Genomic DNA, 18,352 nt, shown 5'->3' with positions numbered 1-18,352 from the left:
CACGCCCGCCGATCGACATCGACTTGATACCCGGGAGGGGTATAGCGTTGACTGGACCAGAACGAACAGGAGACTTCATGCGCAAGCACCTCATGACCACCGTCGCCGCAGGAGTGCTCGGAGGAGCGCTCGTGTTCACCGGCTGCAGCACCGGCGGCGGCCAGGACCAAGGGACCCCCTCGACGACCAGCCAGCACGAGGGCCACGGCAGCAGCTCTGACAGCGGCGGGATGGAGCATCCGATGGACGGCGGCCCCGCCCCCGAGGGCATCGAGACGGCTGCGTCGCCCACATACCCGGTCGGCACCGAGGTCACGCTCACCGCCGACCACATGGAGGGCATGGACGGTGCGAACGCGACGATCGCCGGCGCGTACGACACGTACACCTATGCGGTGGACTTCACGCCGTCCGCAGGCGGGGAGCCGGTCAAGGATCACAAGTGGGTCGTCCAGCAGGAGATCAAGGACGCCGGAGATGAACGTCTGGCCGACGGCACCGAGGTCACTCTCGAGGCCGAACACATGGAAGGCATGAAGGGCGCGAAGGCGACCATCGCCTCCTCCACCGAGGAGACCGTCTACATGGTCGATTACGAGTCCGACGGCATGACGATGACCAACCACAAGTGGGTCGTCGAGAGCGAGCTCAAGCCGGCCTCCTGAGCCGATCGCCGCGGGCGCGCTGAAGGTCCGCGGCGAAATACGACCCGATCGAAGGAAAGATCGGGGAATGACGAGGGGAAGCGAAGAGCATGACGGACCCGACCACGCATCACCATGACCACGCCGGCGTCGCGACCACCGAGTCCAGCCACCGTGACGACTCGCGCGCCGAGAACGAAGACCACACCATGGAACACGGTGACCACGCCGGGCACGGTCATCACGGCGGTGGTCACGCGGGCCACGGCGACCACGTCGGCCAGTTCCGGCGGCTGTTCTGGATCAACCTGATCATCGCCATCCCGGTGGTCGCGTTCTCCCCCATGTTCGCCATGCTCCTGGGCTACTCGGTCCCCAGCTGGGCGGGCTGGGTCGCCGCAGTCCTCGGCTCCGTCATGTACGCCTGGGGCGGCACCCCGTTCCTCACCGGTGCTGTCAGCGAGCTGAAAAGCCGCCAGCCGGGGATGATGCTGCTCATCGCGCTCGGCATCACCGTAGCGTTCCTCGCCTCCTGGGCCGCCACTGTCGGTCTCGTCCACCCCGAGCTCGAGTTCTGGTGGGAGTTGGCGCTGCTGATCGTCATCATGCTGCTGGGCCACTGGATCGAGATGCGCTCACTGGCCCAGACCACCTCGGCGTTGGACTCCCTCGCCGCGCTGCTCCCTGACGAGGCTGAGCGTATAGAGGGAGACGACGTCGTCAAGGTCGACCCGGCAGAGCTGCGCGTCGGCGACGTCGTCATCGTCCGGCCTGGCGGCAGCGTCCCCGCCGACGGCACCATCGTCGACGGCCGCGCCGACATGGACGAGTCCATGATCACCGGCGAATCACACCCCGTCGCCCGCGGCGAGGGCGAGAACGTCACCGCCGGCACCGTGGCCACCGACTCCGGCCTGCGCGTAGAGATCACCGCCACCGGCGACGACACGGCTCTGGCGGGCATCAACAGGCTCGTCGCCGAGGCGCAGGGCTCATCCTCCCGTGCCCAGCGCATCGCCGACCGGGCTGCGGCCCTGCTGTTCTGGTTCGCCCTCGGAGCTGCGCTGATCACCGCCGTCGTCTGGACGCTCTTCGGGCTCCCCGACGACGCGGTCGTTCGCACCATCACTGTCCTCGTCATCGCCTGCCCCCATGCGCTGGGTCTGGCGATCCCTCTGGTCGTGTCCATCGCCACCGAGCGCGCCGCCCGCGGCGGCGTCCTGATCAAGGACCGCCTCGCCCTGGAGTCCATGCGCCAGGTCGACGCGGTGCTCTTCGACAAGACCGGCACCCTGACCAAGGGCGAGCCCACCGTCACCGGCGTGGAGCCGACCGGCGGCCTGAATGCCGAACAGCTCCTCGCCCTGGCCGCCTCCGCCGAGGCCGACAGTGAGCACCCCCTCGCCCGGTCCATCGTCACCGCCGCCAAGGAGAAGGGCCTCGCCGTCGAACCGGCCAGCGGGTTCACCTCCTCCCCGGCGGTCGGCGTCACCGCGACGGTGGCCGACCATGAGATCCGCGTCGGCGGACCCCGTCTGCTCGAGGAGACCGGCCAGGACGAGATCGGTGTCGCCGACGAATGGCGGGCAGAGGGTGCGATCATCCTGCACGTCCTCCGCGACGGCAAGGTCATCGGCGGTCTCAAGCTCGCCGACGAGGTTCGCCCAGAGTCCCGCGACGCCGTCGATGCGCTCCATCAGCTCGGCGTCGAGGTCGTCATGATCACCGGCGACGCGGAAGCCGTGGCGAACGAGGTGGGAAGAGAGCTCGGCATCGACCGGGTCTTCGCCGGCGTCCGCCCCGAGGACAAATCCGCCAAGGTCGACCAGCTGCAGAAGGAGGGCAAGAAGGTCGCCATGGTCGGCGACGGCGTCAACGACGCCCCTGCCCTGGCCCAGGCCGACGTCGGCATCGCCATCGGGGCCGGCACCGACGTCGCCATCGCCTCTGCAGGTGTCATCCTCGCCAGCTCCGACCCGCGTAGCGTGCTCTCGGTGATCCAGCTCTCCCGTGCCGCCTACCGTAAAATGAAGCAAAACCTGTGGTGGGCTGCAGGGTACAACTTGCTCTCTGTGCCGCTCGCGGCTGGCGTGCTCGCACCCGTCGGCTTCGTCATGCCGATGTCAGTAGGTGCGATCCTGATGTCGATCTCCACCGTCATCGTCGCGCTCAACGCCCAGCTGCTGCGTCGCATCGACCTCGCCCCAGCTGCCAGCACCCGCTCCGTCCTGGAGCACCAGAAGTGAAGGACACACCCGTGACCACTGAAACTGCAACCGATGAGACCGGTACCGACACCGGAGCCCACCGGTACGGCTACATCAGTGACAAGGACCGCTACCGCAACCGCATGAAGCGTATCGAAGGCCAAGCCCGCGGCATCACGAAGATGATCGACGACGAAAAGTACTGCATCGACATCCTTACCCAGGTCTCGGCCCTCACCCGCGCCCTGCAAGGAGTGGCGACCGGTCTGCTCGATGACCACCTCAAGCACTGCGTGCTCGACGCCGCCAAGAAAGGCGATGAAGACGCGGCCATCGCCAAGATCCAGGAGGCCACCGACGCCATCAATCGCCTCGTGCGCTCCTGACACCAGCCGATGTCTTCGACACAGGGTGCCTCGGACCGGTTGGCCCCAGATCAGGACCAGGCTCTTGATGTCTCCAGGCAGGCGTGCTTTGCACGTCGTCGCGCCCTTGGCACCGGCGAACTCGGGATGCCTTCTGTCTAACCTGACGACATGAACACGTTCACCTGAAAAGAGAGTTGGGCATGCCACTTGCCATTGTTGCTCCGATCCAGTCCTCCAGGAGCCGCCTGAGGATCTGCGCGGCCTTGACCGGTCTGGCGACCAGCGCCGTCCTCCTGCTCAGCGGCTGTGCTGATGCGGGACCGTCCGCTGATCCAGGATCTGATCACTCACTGGTGGTCGAGCACAATCTGGACGGATTGAATGCTCGCGAGATCATCACGCGCCTCGACTCAACGAAGGTGACAGATCGCTCGTCTGAATTCATCGCGTCGATTGAACCCGACCAGCTTGTACTGACCGACGATCAGAACAATCAGACCACCGTGCCGATGCCAGAAGACGAGTTCTACGTCTCTATCGCCCCGTATCGCAGCCAGACTCACGAATGCTACTTCCACAGCCTCACGACCTGCACCGGCGAACTCGCCAATACTGACGTCCACGTCACCGTGGTCGAGGCGACGTCCGGGGAGACCCTCCTCGATGAAACGCTGACGACGTACGACAACGGATTCGTCGGGGTCTGGCTGCCGCGTGGAATTGACGCTACTCTCACTGTCTCAGCTGAAGGCCGCACCGCGAAAAAGGCCATCTCGACCCGCCCCGACGACCCCACCTGCTTGACCGGTCTTCAGCTGGCTTGAGGCCCAGGCCTCATGCTCCTCTGCAGCGCCGACAGATCAGGCGTCGAGACGTCCCATCCTTGGACTCCCACAGGGTCTCGGCGTCCCGATGTGAGGATTCGCCCGAGAGCCGGCTTCAGAGTCATCGCAGGGCATCACCACACCGGGCTGAAGCCTCGTCGACCAATATCAACCAGTGCCAACTGAAGAGCACTACATCGCTCACGCCGCTTCACGACGTGCATTTCGGGGGATCCTCTCTGTCCAGGTCCTCACGCTCATACCTGCCGGTGCTGAGCCTCGCCGAGCTTCTCGAGCACTTGACCTGGGTCGTCGATCCGTTCGAACACGCCACTCGGGCGTGTCCGACAATGCCGTCGGCCACGCGAGCACAGCATTCAGGACCACGGCAGCCCAGTACACGATCGCGTACTCGTTGTACCTGCTCGCCAGGCCCGGCCATTGCTGCAGGTGCGCGTCCTGGCGCTCGATCACGTTCCGGCCCGTGTAAGCCTCCGAGTCCAGGCCCACGGGTCGGCCGCCGGCCGAGCCGCGGCGTCTGCGGTGGCCCTGCTGGTCAGCCGGTTGGGGATGACGGCCTCGATGCCACCGGCGCGCAGATGGGTGCCGATCGCCCGCGATGAGTACGCCTTCTCGCCCAGCACCGTCGACCAGCTGATGGGTCTTCGTGCTCAGCCCGCTCCGTGAGCGCCCGAGGCCGTGATCGGCGGGCTCTTCACGCGGATTCCTTGTCGTTCGATCCAGCCCCCCGTGAGCCGGGTGGTGTTCCTCGCGTGCTGATGGGCGCGGGCGATCGTGGAGTCCACCGAGACCGACCAATCGATCACGATTTCGGCATCCGCTGCGGCGGTCAGTGTTGCCAGCACCGTGTCCCAGGTGCCCTCTTCGGCCATGCGGCCGTGCCAGGTCCACACGACTCAGCCAGGGCCCGTAGACCTCGGGCAGGTCCCGCCAGGGGATCGAAGCACCTGTACCGGTGGATGATGGCGTCGACCATCGTGACGGCATCGGCGAACGGCCGGCCCTGCCGGCCTGTGGGGGCGTGGGAGAGCATCTGGAACCGGGACCGTGTCTTCGAGGGTGCCGGCCTTCCCCCGGCTTCATTGTCAGACACGCCCGAGGACCGTCTGGCCCAAGGGTTGGCCGGTCCCTGCACTGGGGGATGAAGAGCGGTCCTGCACCGGCGTCGGCCCCGGCGCCCCACGACGACGGCGGCCCGCCGCCCTCCGTGCGGAGGGCGGCGGGCCGCCGTCGTCGTGGTGCCCGCGCGCGGGCGGTGTCCCGTGGATCAGGCCTTCGCGGCGATCTGACGGAGCACGTACTGCAGGATGCCGCCGTTGCGGTAGTACTCGGCTTCACCGGGGGTGTCGATGCGGACGACCGCGTCGAACTCGGTGACCCTGCCGTCCTCACCGGTGGCCGTGACCTTCACGGTCTTCGGCGTGGTGCCCTCGTTGAGGGCGGTGATGCCGGAGATGTCGAAGGTCTCGGTGCCGGTCAGGCCCAGCGAGTCGGCGGTCTCACCCTCCGGGAACTGCAGCGGCAGCACGCCCATGCCGATGAGGTTCGAGCGGTGGATGCGCTCGAAGGACTCCGTGATCACGGCCTTGACGCCCAGGAGCGCGGTGCCCTTGGCCGCCCAGTCACGGGAGGAGCCGGAGCCGTACTCCTTGCCGCCCAGGACCACCAGCGGGGTGCCCTGCTCGGCGTAGTTCTGCGCCGCGTCGTACACGTAGGCCTGCGGGGCGCCCTCCTGGGTGAAGTCGCGCGTGAAGCCGCCCTCCACGCCGTCGAGCAGCTGGTTCTTGATGCGGATGTTCGCGAACGTGCCGCGGATCATCACCTCGTGGTTGCCACGACGGGAGCCGTAGGAGTTGAAGTCCTTGCGCTGCACGCCGTTCTCCAGCAGGTAGCGGCCCGCCGGGGTGTCCGACTTGAAGGAGCCGGCCGGGGAGATGTGGTCCGTGGTCACGGAGTCGCCCAGCTTGAGCAGGACGCGGGCGCCGGAGATGTCCGACACCGGGTCCGGCTGCATGGTCATGCCCTCGAAGTACGGGGGCTTGCGCACGTAGGTGGACTTCTCGTCCCACTCGAAGGTGGAGCCCGAGGGGGTCTCCAGGGACTGCCAGCGCTCGTCGCCGTCGAAGATCGTGGCGTACTGCGAGGTGAACATCTCGGTGTCGATAGACGCGTCGATGATCTTCTGGACCTCGGTCGGGTCCGGCCAGATGTCCTTGAGGAAGACGTCGTTGCCCTCGGTGTCCTGGCCCAGGGCCTCGTTCTCGAAGTCGAAGTCCATGGTGCCGGCCAGGGCGTAGGCGACCACCAGCGGCGGGGAGGCCAGGTAGTTCATCTTCACGTCCGGGTTGATGCGGCCCTCGAAGTTGCGGTTGCCGGAGAGCACCGCGGTCACGGACAGGTCGTTCTCCTGGATGGCCTCGGAGATCTCGGACTCCAGCGGGCCGGAGTTGCCGATGCAGGTGGTGCAGCCGTAGCCGACCACGTTGAAGCCGAGGTCGTTGAGGGACTCGCGCAGCCCGGACTTCTCGTAGTAGTCGGTCACCACGCGGGAGCCCGGGGCCACGGAGGTCTTCACCCACGGCTTGGACTTCAGGCCCTTGGCGACCGCGTTGCGGGCCAGCACGCCGGCCGCCATCATCACGGACGGGTTGGACGTGTTGGTGCACGAGGTGATCGAGGCGATGGACACGGCGCCGTGGTCCAGCTGGAACTGGCGGCCGTCCGCCATGGCCACGTCCACGAGCTTGGACGGGCGGCCCTCGCCGGCCTCGTCCTGCGTGGCGTAGTTGTGCAGGTCCTTGCGGAACTGGTCCTTGGAGTCGGTGAGCTCGATGCGGTCCTGGGGACGCTTCGGGCCGGAGATGGAGGGCACCACGGTGGACAGGTCCAGCTCGAGGTACTCGGAGTAGGCGACCTCGGAGGACGGGTCGTGCCACATCCCCTGCTCCTTGGTGTACGCCTCCACGAGGGCGACCTGCTCCTCGGAGCGGCCGGTCAGGCGCAGGTAGTCGAGGGTGACCTCGTCGATCGGGAAGATCGCGGCGGTGGAGCCGAACTCGGGCGACATGTTGCCGATGGTGGCGCGGTTGGCCAGGGGCACGGAGCCGACGCCCTCGCCGTAGAACTCGACGAACTTGCCGACCACGCCGTGCTGGCGGAGCATCTCGGTGATGGTCAGCACCACGTCGGTCGCGGTGGCGCCGGACGGGATGCTGCCGGTCAGCTTGAAGCCCACGACCCGCGGGATCAGCATGGACACGGGCTGGCCGAGCATCGCGGCCTCGGCCTCGATGCCGCCGACGCCCCAGCCGAGCACGCCCAGGCCGTTGACCATGGTGGTGTGCGAGTCGGTGCCGACGCAGGAGTCCGGGTAGGCGCGCAGCACGCCGTCGACCTCGCGGGTCATCACGGTGCGGGCCAGGTTCTCGATGTTGACCTGGTGGACGATGCCCATGCCCGGGGGGACGACCTTGAAGTCGTCGAAGGCGGTCTGGCCCCAGCGCAGGAACTTGTAGCGCTCGCCGTTGCGCTCGTACTCGATCTCCATGTTCCGCTCGATGGCGGCGTCGTTGCCGAAGGAGTCGATCTGCACGGAGTGGTCGATCACGAGCTCGGCCGGGGAGAGCGGGTTCACGCGCTCCGGGTCGCCGCCCAGGTCCTGGATGGCCTCACGCATGGTGGCCAGGTCCACGACGCAGGGCACGCCGGTGAAGTCCTGCATGATCACGCGCGCCGGCGTGAACTGGATCTCGGTGTCCGGCTGGGCGTTCGGGTCCCAGGCGGCCAGGGCCTTGATCTGGTCGGCGGTCACGTTGGCGCCGTCCTCGGTGCGCAGCAGGTTCTCCAGCAGCACCTTCAAGGAGTAGGGCAGCTTCTGCGCCCCCTCGACCTTGTTCAGACGGAAAATCTCATACTCGGCGCCCTTGACGTCCAGGACGCCCTTGGAGCCGAAGCTGTCGACGGTGGTCACGAGAGGACTCCTCTTCCCGCCCGGTTTCCTCCGGGCGCTCGTCCAGTGGGGGGTGGTCACCCGCGGCCGCGGACCGCGCCCCGTCCGGGACGGGCGTCGTCTGCGTCACAGGTGCCGCACTGCGTCCCAGGGTACCGCGCCGGTCCCGTGTGACGCGGGCATGGCGCGCGGCGGCCCGCAGGCCGCCGCGCGGATGCCGGGTCAGATCTCGACGACGGCCGCGGCCGGGGCGCTCTGGGCGGCCGGCACCAGCACGGTCACCGACTCGAGGTGGTGCGTGTCCGGGTAGAGGTCGAACACGCGGGCGCGCTCCACCTCGTAGCCGCCGTCGCGCAGCCACGCCAGGTCGCGGGCGAACGAGGCGGGGTCGCACGAGACGTACACGATGCGGCCCGGCTCGAGCGCGAGGATGCGCTCGATCGCCCGCCGCCCCGCGCCCGCCCGCGGCGGGTCCAGGACGACGGTGTCCAGCGCGGCACCGCCGAGGCCGCCGTCCGCCACGGGACGCTCGGGGTACTTCAGCCAGCTGCCGAGCACCTTGTCCGTGGGGCCGTTGAGCACCGAGGCCTGCGGCTGGTCGTGCAGGTTGCGGCGGGCGTCCTTCGAGGCCTGGCGGGAGGCCTCCACCGAGTACACGCGGCCCTCGGGTCCCACGGCGTCCGCCAGGTACGCGCTGAACAGGCCGGCGCCGCCGTAGAGGTCGGCCACGACCTGGCCCGGCTCGACGCGCGCGTCCTCGAGCACCGCGTCCACGAGGGTGGCCGGGGCGTGCTGGTGGACCTGCCAGAAGCCGTCACCCGTGACGCGGAAGCGCTTGGTGCCGCCGCGCTCGGACTCCACGGTCTCCTCGACCCAGGTCTTGCCGGTGATGCGCTCGACCTTGACCGGCTGGAACTGCTTCGGGCCGGGCAGGGCCAGGCCGGTGGAGACGTCCACGCCGCACGCATTGGCCGCCTGGCGGATCCGGGTGCGCAGCCGGCCGAGCTTGACCTCGTCCGCCCGCGTCTGCGGGGTGGGCGTCACCAGCACGAGGGGGCGGGAGCCGGAGGCCGGCGTCGCGACGTCCACGCGGGCGGCTCCGGTGAAGTCCCAGTCCCACAGGGCGAGCGCATCGAGGGCCGGCACGCCGAGCGGCATGTTGCGCACGGGTAGGAGGGTCGCCGAACGGTAGGCGTGCATCGCGATGTGCCCCTGGGGGGTCACCGCGAACGCGTTCCGGGTCCGCCAGCGCTGGCCGGTGGGCTCGTCCTCGGAGCCGGCGAAGCACACCTCCGGCTCCACCGCGAGGTCGGCGATGCGGTGCACCGTGTCCCGGAAGACCTGGGCCTTGAGCCGGCGCTGGTGCGGGACCACGATGTGGCCGAACTCGGCGCCGCCCACGGGCGGGCGACCCGAGGCGTGGGCGCGCAGCATGTCCGCGAGCTTCCACTGGTGGATGCGGCGGAACTCGGAGGGCCGCAGCACCTCCACGACGTCGCCGCGCCAGAAGCGGGCCCCGTCCTCGGCCTCGGTCAGGGCCACCCGGACCTTCTCGCCGGGCACGGCGTGGCGCACGAAGACGACCCGCCCCTCGTGCCGGGCCACGCAGTGGCCGCCGTGGGCCATGGCCCCGACCTCCACCTCGATGGTCCTCCCGATCCCGGTGACGTCTGTGGACGTGTCGACGACTGCCATGTCTGGCTCCTCTCGCATCGCAGCGCGCTTCAGGTCTTGCCCTGAGCATCGACTGGTCAGATCATCATCATCCTTGCAGACCGATGCGGCTGTGTCGCCTCGATCGTGGGCGCGCCGTCGGACGGCGTCATCCGCCGCTCCCCGGGGGCGCCGGGGCGGTCAAGAGCCCTGGCCCTCGTGGACCTGCCACGGCACCGAGCCCACCATCACGCCCGGCTCCCGCTGCAGTCGCCGCGTCTGGCGGGTGGCGGTCCGGTTGTGCAGGAGCGTGCGCCAGCCCGGCCGGACCACGTACTCCGGGATGAACACCATGGTCAGGTCCCGCGGGGAGCGGCGTCGGTGCTCGCGCACATGCCGCACCAGGGGGGCCACCGTGTCGCGGTAGGGCGAGGCGATCACGGTGAGCGACATCGGCAGGCCGGCACGCTCCCAGGCGTCGATCACCTCCAGGGTGGCGGCGCGCTCGGCGTCCACGACGACGGCCTCGAGGGAGGACGGCCGCGACGCGCGGGCGTAGGCCAGCGCCCGCAGCGCCGGCCGGTCCAGCGTGGTCACGACGACCACCACGTGGACCCGCGAGGGCAGGGCCCGCGCGTCGTCCTGGGGGTCCGGTGCGAGCTCGCGGTCCACGTCCGCGTAGTGGCGGCGGATCCGCCCCATCACCAGCGAGCCGAGCACGATCGCCAGCAGCGCCACCCACGCGCCCTGCGTGAAGCGGGTGACCAGGACGACGACGCCCGCCAGCGCCGTGACCACCCAGGCCACCGCCGTGATGATCAGGCGCAGCCGGACGGCCGCGCGGGCCCGGGCGCCCGGTGTGTGCACGAGCCGGCGGCGCCACAGCCGCAGCATGCCGGCCTGCGCGAGCGTGAAGGCCAGCAGCACGCCGATGACGTAGAGCTGCACGAGCAGGGCGGTCCGGGCCTCGAAGAACAGCACGAGCGAGAGGGCCACGGCCCCCATCCCGAGGACGCTCCACGTGTGCACCAGCCGGTCGCTGCGGACCCTCAGCTGCCGGGGCAGGTAGCCGTCCTCGGCCACGCGCGCGGCCAGGGCGGGGAACGAGCGGAACGCCGACTTGGCCGCGAACAGCAGGAGCAGGGCGGTGGCCGCGATGGTGGCGACGGACAGGATGCTGCCCGGGCCGTACACGGTGTCCGCGAGCTGGGCGAGCACGGGGGCGGGGGCGCGGTCGGGCGTGACCTCGGCACCCGCGGCGTCCCGGAGGTTCTCCAGCTCCAGCCCGACGACGACGCCGGTGCGCTGAGCCAGGTGCATGACGCCCACGGTCAGCGCGCCGAGGGTGAGGGCCATCACGGTGAGCACCCACCGCACCGTGGGCACGGCCGGCCGGGCCATCAGGCGGGTGCTCGAGACCGGCACCTCGACGCCGGTGAGCAGCACCGATCCCGCGCTGAACGCGCGCAGGGCGAGCAGCGCCGTCGCCACGGTGCCGACGGTCCCGCCGACCCCGGCGCCCTCCTGCGTCCAGCCGGCCGTCGGCGCCGCGCCGAGCAGCCCACGGCCCTCCTGCCACAGGCCCGCCAGGACGAGCAGCGCGGTCAGGGCGACGAACACGCTCACGAGCACGGGCAGCACCCACCGGGACAGCCGCACCCCGCGGAGCGCGGCCAGCAGTACGCCCACGAGCGCGGCCGAGGCCACCAGCACGCGGCTGCCGACGGTGAGTCCGGGGGCCAGCGCCGCCACGAAGTGGGCGAAGGCGGCCACGGAGACCGCGGCGGTGAACACGAAGTCCAGCAGGAGTGCGGCCGAGGCGACGACGCCGGCCCTCGGGCCCAGCTTCGTGCCGGCCATGTGATAGATGCCGCCGTGCGGAACGGCGGCGACCGCGGCGCGGAAGGACACGACGATGAGCAGCATCACCGCGACGACGGCCCAGCCGACGGCGGGTCCGAGCGCGAGCGCGGACGTGCCGGCCGCGACCAGGGTGAGGATGACCTCGTCCGGGGCGTAGGCGAGGGAGGACAGGGCGTTCGACGACGTCACGGGCAGCGCCCGCCACCGGTTCATGCGGGGCTCGTCGGCGGCGTGCGACGTCACGGGGCGACCGAGGAGGCCGCGGCGCAGGAGGAAGGACAGCGTGGCCACCGCACCACGGTACCCCCGCCGGGCCCGGGCGCCGCGGCGACGCGGATGCTCCCGGACGTGCCCGCCGGATGCGAGGATGGAGCGCGCGTCGGCTCCCCGGCGCACGGAGCACCGCACGAGAGGCAGGGACGGGCATGGCCCACTACGTGATCGTCGGCGGCGGACGGGTGGGCACCCGGTTGGCGGCCGCGCTGGACGCGGCCGGTCACGGCGTCGCCCTCGTGGACCGCGACCCGCGGACCGTGGAGGGGCTGGCCCCCGGCTTCTCCGGCGAGCTCGTGGCCGGCGTGGGCTTCGACCGCTCCGCGCTGCTCGCCGCCGGCATCGACCGCGCGCAGGGCCTGGCGGCCGTGACCGCGGACGACAACACGAACATCATCGCCGCCCGCGTGGCCCGCGAGACCTTCCACGTGGACCACGTGGTGGCGCGCATCTACGACGCCGACCGGGCCCGGCTGTACCAGCGCCTCGGCATCCCCACGGTCGCCTCGATCCAGTGGACGGCCGACCAGGTGCTGCACCGGCTGCTGCCGGCCGGCACCGCCGACGCGGAGCACCGCGACGCCTCCGGCCGGCTGCTCGTGACCGAGCTGGTCCCCCACTCTTCGTGGTGGGGCCGTCGGCTGACCGACGTCGAGTCCACGGTGGGGATGCGCATCGCCTACCTCACCCGGCTCGGCGACGGCCAGCTGCCCCGGCCGGGCGACCGCCTGCAGGAGGGCGACGTGCTGCACGCCGTCTACCCGGTGGACCGCCGGGACCAGGTGGAGGCCGCCCTGCAGGGCGAGGCACGCGTGCCGGACGGCACGGACGAGGACGAGGAGGGACGGGCATGAGGGCCGTCATCGCCGGAGCCGGCGCCGTGGGCGCCTCCATCGCGCGGGAGCTGCACGCGCACGGCCACGAGGTGGTCGTCGTCGAGGCGCGCACGGACGCGGCCCGCAAGGCCGACGTCGGCGGCGCACGCCTCGTCCTCGGGGATGCGTGCGACCTGACCGTGCTCGAGCAGTGCGGCGCCCTGGAGGCGGACGTGCTCGTCGCGGCGACCGGCGACGACCGGGTCAACCTCGTGTGCTCCCTGCTGAGCCGCTCGGAGTTCGGCGTCGGCCGCACCGTGGCTCGCGTCAACAACCCGCTCAACGACTGGCTCTTCGACGAGTCGTGGGGCGTGGACGTGGCCGTGTCCACCCCCTCGATCATGACGGCGCTCGTGGAGGAGGCCGTGGAGACCGGGGACCTCGTGCGCCTGCTCAGGCTGGAGGCCGGCGGCGCGGCGCTGTCCGAGTTCCGGGTCCCGGCAAAGCACTGGCTCGAGGGCCGGCGCATCGGCACCGTGTCCTGGCCGCAGGAGGCTCCGCTCGTGGCGGTCGTGCGCGACGGCGCCCCCCGGCAGGCGTCGGCGGACGAGGTCCTGGAGGTGGGCGACGAGCTCTTCTTCCTGGCCGCCGGCTCCGCCGAGCCGGCCCTGCGTCGCCTCCTCGTCGGCGAGGGCCGCGCTCAGGGACGCTCGGAGGCGGCGGAGTCCGCCGGCACGCCGTCGTCCTGACCGGGCGAGCTGACGGACCAGGCGAGCCAGAGCCCCAGGGCATAGAGCGGCAGGCCCATCACCAGGCGGGCCACCCCGAGCGCGGTGACGGCGTCCCCGAGGTAGAGGGGCACCTGCACCGCCAGGCGCAGTGCGAACACGGCCACGAGGATCCAGGTGGCCGCGGCGTAGGCGCGGCGCCGACGCCGGTGGGCCCGCCAGCGGGTGCCCTCGGCGCGCACGAGGCCGAGCACCAGGCCCGCCGCGGGCCAGCCCACGAGGACGGACACCGCGAACGCGAGGCCGTAGGCGGCGTTGGTGACGAAGCCCCACAGGTAGTAGTCGCGGGCCTGGCCGGTGGTCAGGGAGACCACGACGGACAGGACGACGACGGCGAGGCCGGCCAGCACCTGGACCGGCGACTGGCGCTGGACGAGGCGCGCGACGCCCAGCACGAGAGCGACCGCGACGGCCGCCACGCCGGAGGGCCACACCTGCTGGGTGGCGACGTAGCCGACCATGTAGACGAGGGTGGGCAGGGAGGCCTCGACGATGCCGCGCCAGCCACCGACGCTGCCCAGCGCGTCGAGGCGGCCGCGCTCGTCCAGGCGGGCTCGAGACGGCAGGGGGCCGGCCCCGTCCGGGGCGGCGGTGACGGGGCCACGCGGCTCGGTCATGGGCTCTCCTCTCGGGGCCGTGCTCAGAGCGTGGCCTCGGGCGCGTCGACCAGGTCGAACTCGGGGTTGTGCAGGGTGGGCACGCCGTCCATCTGGGTGACGCGGCCGCGGACCGTCAGCCACTCCCCCGGCATGACGCCGGGCACGCGGCGCCGCCCGTGCCAGACCAGCTGCAGCGTCTCGGCGGGCGCCATGCTCCCGGGTGCGGGCAGGCGGTCGGCCAGGGCCGCGCGGAAGACGGTCGCCTCGTCCGCGCCGGGCAGCGTGACGGAGGCGATGACGCCGCGGCGCTCGATGCGGCCTGCGGCGCCGGTCGGGCGGGCCGCGACGGCGGGGCTCACCGGATCTCCGTGATCTCCGGACCGCGCTCGGGCAGCGCGGTGGTCTCCGGTGCCGCGCCGTCCCCCGGGCCGGCGGCGGTGTCCGCGAGCACGTCCCGGCCCTCGTCCGGGGCCGGGCGGCGACGCTGCAGCGGGCGCGCGTTGGGCGGCGGACGCAGGGGCAGCAGCTCGCGCGGCGGGAGCGGCTCGTCGCCCCGCACCACGACCAGGTCGGAGAACACCTGTTCCAGCGGCTCGGCGGCCTCCGGCTGGAAGGCGGCCTCGCCGTGGAACACGCCGCGGACGAACCAGCGCGGTCCGTCCACGCCCACGAACCGGGCGACGTTCCACCCCGGCGAGCCGTCCGGCAGCGCCGCCGGCACGCGCGTGAGGATCTCGACGCCGAAACGGCCGGTCTGCTCCTGCACGGTCGCGTGGGCCGTGGTCGACAGGGAGTCGTGCAGCTCGGCGCGCAGGTCGTCCCACAGACCCGTGCGACGGGGGGCGCTGAACGCCTGGACCTGCAGGGCCGAGCGTCCGAGGCTGATGGTGGCGGCGACGATCCGCTTCGTCGCGTCCTCGACGTCGAGGCGCAGCTTCATGCCCTGGACGGCCCTCAGGCGCAGCGACCCCAGGTCGATCATGCCGGCGGGATCCGGGCGGGTGGCGACGTCGTGCGGACCGACGTCGGCGGTTGCCGGCGCGGCGGCGATCTCGAGGTCGCGCTCCTCCAGCAGCTCGTCCGGCAGGCTGACCTGCTCGTGGCGCACGGTGCGGTTGCGTCCGAAGATCACGACGTCCTCCCAGGGGTGGTGTCGGCGGTGAAGCCGCCGGTCGAGCCGAAGCCGCCGGCCCCGCGCTCGGAGTCGGGCAGCACGTCCACGGGCTCGAAGCGGGCGCGCACAACCGGCTGCAGCACGAGCTGGGCGATCCGGTCGCCGCGGCGCAGCACGATCGGCTCGGTCGGGTCCAGGTTGATCAGGGGCACCTTGATCTCGCCGCGGTAGCCGGCGTCGATGGTGCCCGGGGCGTTGACGATGGTCAGGCCGCGACGGACCGCGAGACCCGAGCGGGGGTGCACGAACCCCGCGTGGCCTTCCGGGATGGCCAACGCCACGCCGGTCGGCACCAGGGCGCGCTCGCCCGGGGCCAGGGTCACGTCGACGGCGGTGCGCAGGTCCGCGCCCGCGTCGCCCGGCTGCGCGTAGGCGGGCGGGGCCAGGCCCGGATCGAGGGCGTGCAGTGGCACGGGCAGCTCGGCGGAGTCGGTCACGAGGCCCGACCCTACACGAGCACCCGTCGGCCCGGGGCCGCGTCGAGGCGGTCGGGCGGGCGCCCTCGCCGGTGCCGCGCGGCGGGACCGGAGTCCGGATGTGGGAAGCTGGGACCCATGCGTGATCCCCAGCAGCACCCCGTCGCCGATGCCTCCCGCCGCGCCCCCGAGGGCGCTGCGGCGGGACCCGATCCGGTCCTGTTCGAGGAGCGGTTGACGCCCTCCCCGGGGGTCTGGGCCGTGGCGCTCATGCTGGCGGCGTTGACGATCCTCGTGTTCGCGCCGATCGACCTCGGGCTGGGCATCGCCGCCGCCGTCGTGTTCTTCGCCGTCGAGGCCCTGCTCCTGGTGGCCACCACCCCGCGCATCGTGGTGCGCGAACGCACCCTCCAGGTGGGCCGCGCCAGCATCGAACGGCACCACGTCGGTCAGGTCACGGGGTATCGCGGCGAGGACGCCCGGGCCCAGCGCGGCCCGCTGCTGCACGGGCTGGCCTTCGTGAACCTGCGCGGCTGGATCGGGCCCGTCGTGCGGATCCAGCTGACCGACGAGCGCGACCGCACGCCCTACTGGCTGACCAGCACCCGGCGTCCGGAGGAGCTGGTCGCGGCCCTCGGCGGGGCCATGGCCCGGCAGGAGGGGGCGGCCGAGGACCGCTGACCGCCCCGGCGGCGGGGGCTCAGCCCTCGCAGTCGCTGCAGTAGATCAGGCCGTTCTTCTCACGCGCGGCCTGCGAGCGATGGCGGACCAGGAAGCAGGAGGCGCAGGTGAACTCATCCGACTGGGCGGGCAGCACCCGCACCATCAGCTCTTCACCCGAGAGGTCGGCGCCAGGCAGCTCGAACCCCTCGGCGGCCTCCGCCTCGTCCTCGTCCACGACGGCGGACTGGGTGTCCGTGCGCCGTGCCTTCAGCTCCTCGATGGAGTTCTGGCTCAGCTCTTCCTCGTTCTTGCGAGGGGCGTCGTAGTCAGTGGCCATGGGGTTTCACGCTCCGCTGGTGGGGGACGGCACCGGGACCGGTGCCGGCACTGCGCGGACGGCGTCGTGGGCGGACCACGCGTCACCGGCCTGCGCCGTTGCGCGTAGATTGTGCACCATGGCCGAACCCGTGCCAAATGTTGACGGGCACGCTCGCCCAGGGCGGATTCCCGCGGCCGCTCGTCCCTCGCCCGGGCCGTGGTCTGCGGCACGGCGGCTAGGATCGGGGCATGCCCGGCCGGGCGTCCACATGCCCGGTGACCAGAACACGATGTGGGAGGGACCACCGCCATGGCAGAGCTGCGACTGACCGGACCCACCGAGGACGGCGACGCGCTGCGCCTGTCGGGGCCCGAGGGTGAGGAGCACACGCTCGCCCTCTCCCCCTATCTGCGCCGGCTGGTCATCGAGGGCGCTGCGCCCGAGGCCGTGCGACCGGCCGAGGGCGGCCCCGCGGCCTGGCACGACATGACGGAGACGGACGTCCCCGGGACGGGCGACGAGGACGCCGAGGGACCGGTGGACGCGACGATGCACGCCGACGATGCCGCGGAGGAGGGCGAGCGGGCTCCCGACGTGCCCTCCGGCCCGACCCGTCCGGACGAGGACCTCGCGCTCACCCCCCGCATCGACCCGCAGCCCGCGGCCGACGATGAGACCGCAGACGGCCCGACCCCGGCGCCGCTGACCGACCAGGAGTCCGTCAAGGCCGCCGCGACCCAGGAGGCCGTGCCCCTCACCCCCCGGGAGATCCAGCAGCGCATCCGTGCGGGCGCCTCCGTGGAGCAGGTGGCCCGGGAGAGCGGGAACGCGTTCTCGCGCATCCGCACCTACGGTCACCCCGTCTTGGCCGAGCGCGACTGGATCGCCCGGCAGGCCCGCGCCGTCGAGGTCTGGGTCGGCGGGCCCGACCTCTACTCGGACCTCGTCCAGGACGGCGGCCCCACGACGCTCGGTGAGCTCGCCGCGCACCGGCTCGCCGAGCTGGGCGTGGACGAGGCGAGCCTCGAGTGGGACGCGTGGCGCGAGGACCAGGCCGGCTGGACCGTGGCCGCCCGGTTCGCCGTGTCCGGTGCGGGGAGTCTGCCCACCCGCGAGGAGCCGCCGGCGCTCTGGACGTTCCGCCCGGCCGGACGCCACCTCGAACCCGAGAACGCCTGGGCCCGCGCCCTGTCCGAGGCGGAGGCCTGGGACCTGGTCCCCCGCGCCCCCGCGGCCGAACCGGTGACGGACGACGTGGACGCCGAGGACGCCGTGACCCCCGCGGGTGCGCACTCCCCGGCCGCCGACCGCGACGCCGATCTGCTGGAGATCCTGCGGGTGCGCCGGGGTCAGCGTGTGGGCGCGGACCTGGAGTCGGACGACACGCTCGCGCACCTGATCGCCCGCGAGCACCAGGACCGGAGTCGGCGCGAGGCCGCCCAGGCGCCCGAGCCGCTCGCCCCGGTCGACGCCGAGGGGGCCCTGACGACCGCCGACGACGCCCCGGGCATCGACGAGCCGGAACCGGCCGCCGAGACCGACCGCGCCGAGGACACTGCCGCAGACGTCGCGGACGCGGAGGTCGCGGACGCGGGTGTCGAGGACGAGGGGGCGGAGCCCGCGCCTCGCGAGCGTGCCGCGCGCCCTGCCATGCCGGCCGTCACGCCGCGCCCCCGGGCCCGCTCGGCCGCTCGCCGCGCGTCCGTGCCCAGCTGGGACGAGATCGTCTTCGGCCGCAAGGGCGACTGACCCCGGCCCGGCCCCGGCCGCGGGGCG

The 18,352-nt window shown here is 71.9% G+C and carries 16 protein-coding genes and 1 pseudogene; 8 read left to right on the top strand and 9 right to left on the bottom strand.

Translation table 11 applies throughout. The annotated features are described in order from the left end of the window. The first annotated feature begins 77 nt into the window (after positions 1–77). From HDA34_RS00495 to HDA34_RS00480, 4 genes are all read left to right on the top strand, one after another. The gene (locus HDA34_RS00495) at positions 78–665 is read left to right on the top strand and encodes a YdhK family protein (RefSeq protein ID WP_036382830.1); all 588 of its coding nucleotides are present in this window, start codon (positions 78–80) and stop codon (positions 663–665) included. 89 nt (positions 666–754) lie between these two features. Continuing rightward, positions 755–2,890 carry a heavy metal translocating P-type ATPase gene (locus HDA34_RS00490; RefSeq protein WP_134377121.1) on the top strand — a complete coding sequence of 712 codons (2,136 nt, stop codon included), beginning with the start codon at positions 755–757 and terminating at the stop codon, positions 2,888–2,890. An 11-nt stretch (positions 2,891–2,901) separates the two neighbouring features. Next, positions 2,902–3,237: a metal-sensitive transcriptional regulator gene (locus tag HDA34_RS00485; protein WP_276528384.1), complete on the top strand. Its 336-nt coding sequence runs from the start codon at positions 2,902–2,904 to the stop codon at positions 3,235–3,237. A 182-nt stretch (positions 3,238–3,419) separates the two neighbouring features. Next, positions 3,420–4,043, top strand: a complete 624-nt coding sequence (locus tag HDA34_RS00480) for a CueP family metal-binding protein (RefSeq protein WP_127435159.1) — start codon at positions 3,420–3,422, stop codon at positions 4,041–4,043. A gap of 336 nt (positions 4,044–4,379) precedes the next feature. On the opposite strand, the pseudogene HDA34_RS00475 reads toward HDA34_RS00480, so the two are convergent. The 4 genes and pseudogenes from HDA34_RS00475 to HDA34_RS00460 all read right to left on the bottom strand — a co-directional run. Then, positions 4,380–5,097, bottom strand: a pseudogene (locus HDA34_RS00475) (transposase); the annotation flags it as partial. 234 nt (positions 5,098–5,331) lie between these two features. Next, positions 5,332–8,034 (bottom strand): aconitate hydratase AcnA, encoded by a 2,703-nt coding sequence (acnA, locus tag HDA34_RS00470; protein ID WP_127435158.1) that lies wholly within the window; start codon positions 8,032–8,034, stop codon positions 5,332–5,334. Positions 8,035–8,235: 201 nt separating this feature from the next. After that, the gene (locus tag HDA34_RS00465; RefSeq protein ID WP_020625083.1) at positions 8,236–9,708 is read right to left on the bottom strand and encodes a class I SAM-dependent RNA methyltransferase; all 1,473 of its coding nucleotides are present in this window, start codon (positions 9,706–9,708) and stop codon (positions 8,236–8,238) included. Positions 9,709–9,867: 159 nt separating this feature from the next. After that, positions 9,868–11,820 carry an APC family permease gene (locus HDA34_RS00460; RefSeq protein WP_134377120.1) on the bottom strand — a complete coding sequence of 651 codons (1,953 nt, stop codon included), beginning with the start codon at positions 11,818–11,820 and terminating at the stop codon, positions 9,868–9,870. Positions 11,821–11,954: 134 nt separating this feature from the next. Between HDA34_RS00460 and HDA34_RS00455 the strand changes: the two genes are divergently transcribed. Both HDA34_RS00455 and HDA34_RS00450 read left to right on the top strand, forming a co-directional pair. Then, positions 11,955–12,656, top strand: a complete 702-nt coding sequence (locus tag HDA34_RS00455; protein WP_020625081.1) for a potassium channel family protein — start codon at positions 11,955–11,957, stop codon at positions 12,654–12,656. Next, complete coding sequence (locus HDA34_RS00450) at positions 12,653–13,366, top strand: potassium channel family protein (protein ID WP_020625080.1); 714 nt, start codon at positions 12,653–12,655, stop codon at positions 13,364–13,366. Before HDA34_RS00455 ends, HDA34_RS00450 begins: the two co-directional genes overlap by 4 nt. Here HDA34_RS00450 and HDA34_RS00445 read toward each other — a convergent pair. The 4 genes from HDA34_RS00445 to dut are packed head-to-tail and all read right to left on the bottom strand — an operon-like array spanning position 13,318 to position 15,615. Beyond that, positions 13,318–14,022: a DUF3159 domain-containing protein gene (locus tag HDA34_RS00445; protein ID WP_020625079.1), complete on the bottom strand. Its 705-nt coding sequence runs from the start codon at positions 14,020–14,022 to the stop codon at positions 13,318–13,320. The genes HDA34_RS00450 and HDA34_RS00445 overlap by 49 nt on opposite strands. A gap of 23 nt (positions 14,023–14,045) precedes the next feature. Next, the gene (locus HDA34_RS00440) at positions 14,046–14,363 is read right to left on the bottom strand and encodes a single stranded DNA-binding domain-containing protein (RefSeq protein WP_041104625.1); all 318 of its coding nucleotides are present in this window, start codon (positions 14,361–14,363) and stop codon (positions 14,046–14,048) included. Then, the gene (locus HDA34_RS00435) at positions 14,360–15,136 is read right to left on the bottom strand and encodes a DUF3710 domain-containing protein (RefSeq protein WP_134377119.1); all 777 of its coding nucleotides are present in this window, start codon (positions 15,134–15,136) and stop codon (positions 14,360–14,362) included. Before HDA34_RS00435 ends, HDA34_RS00440 begins: the two co-directional genes overlap by 4 nt. Further along, positions 15,133–15,615: a dUTP diphosphatase gene (gene dut / locus HDA34_RS00430; RefSeq protein ID WP_010078549.1), complete on the bottom strand. Its 483-nt coding sequence runs from the start codon at positions 15,613–15,615 to the stop codon at positions 15,133–15,135. The genes HDA34_RS00435 and dut overlap by 4 nt, the downstream gene beginning before the upstream one ends. 117 nt (positions 15,616–15,732) lie before the next feature. Between dut and HDA34_RS00425 the strand changes: the two genes are divergently transcribed. Then, positions 15,733–16,275: a DUF3093 domain-containing protein gene (locus tag HDA34_RS00425; protein WP_041104623.1), complete on the top strand. Its 543-nt coding sequence runs from the start codon at positions 15,733–15,735 to the stop codon at positions 16,273–16,275. Positions 16,276–16,294: 19 nt separating this feature from the next. Here HDA34_RS00425 and HDA34_RS00420 read toward each other — a convergent pair whose 3' ends face one another. Then, complete coding sequence (locus tag HDA34_RS00420) at positions 16,295–16,594, bottom strand: DUF4193 domain-containing protein (protein ID WP_041104622.1); 300 nt, start codon at positions 16,592–16,594, stop codon at positions 16,295–16,297. Between the two features lie 291 nt (positions 16,595–16,885). On the opposite strand from HDA34_RS00420, the gene sepH reads away from it, so the two are divergent. Then, complete coding sequence (gene sepH / locus HDA34_RS00415) at positions 16,886–18,325, top strand: septation protein SepH (protein WP_134377118.1); 1,440 nt, start codon at positions 16,886–16,888, stop codon at positions 18,323–18,325. Positions 18,326–18,352 lie beyond the last annotated feature (27 nt).

It is taken from the genome of Micrococcus luteus (assembly GCF_014138885.1).
Classification (GTDB): Bacteria; Actinomycetota; Actinomycetes; order Actinomycetales; family Micrococcaceae; genus Micrococcus; species Micrococcus luteus.
This window is presented reverse-complemented; position numbering and strand designations above follow the sequence as displayed.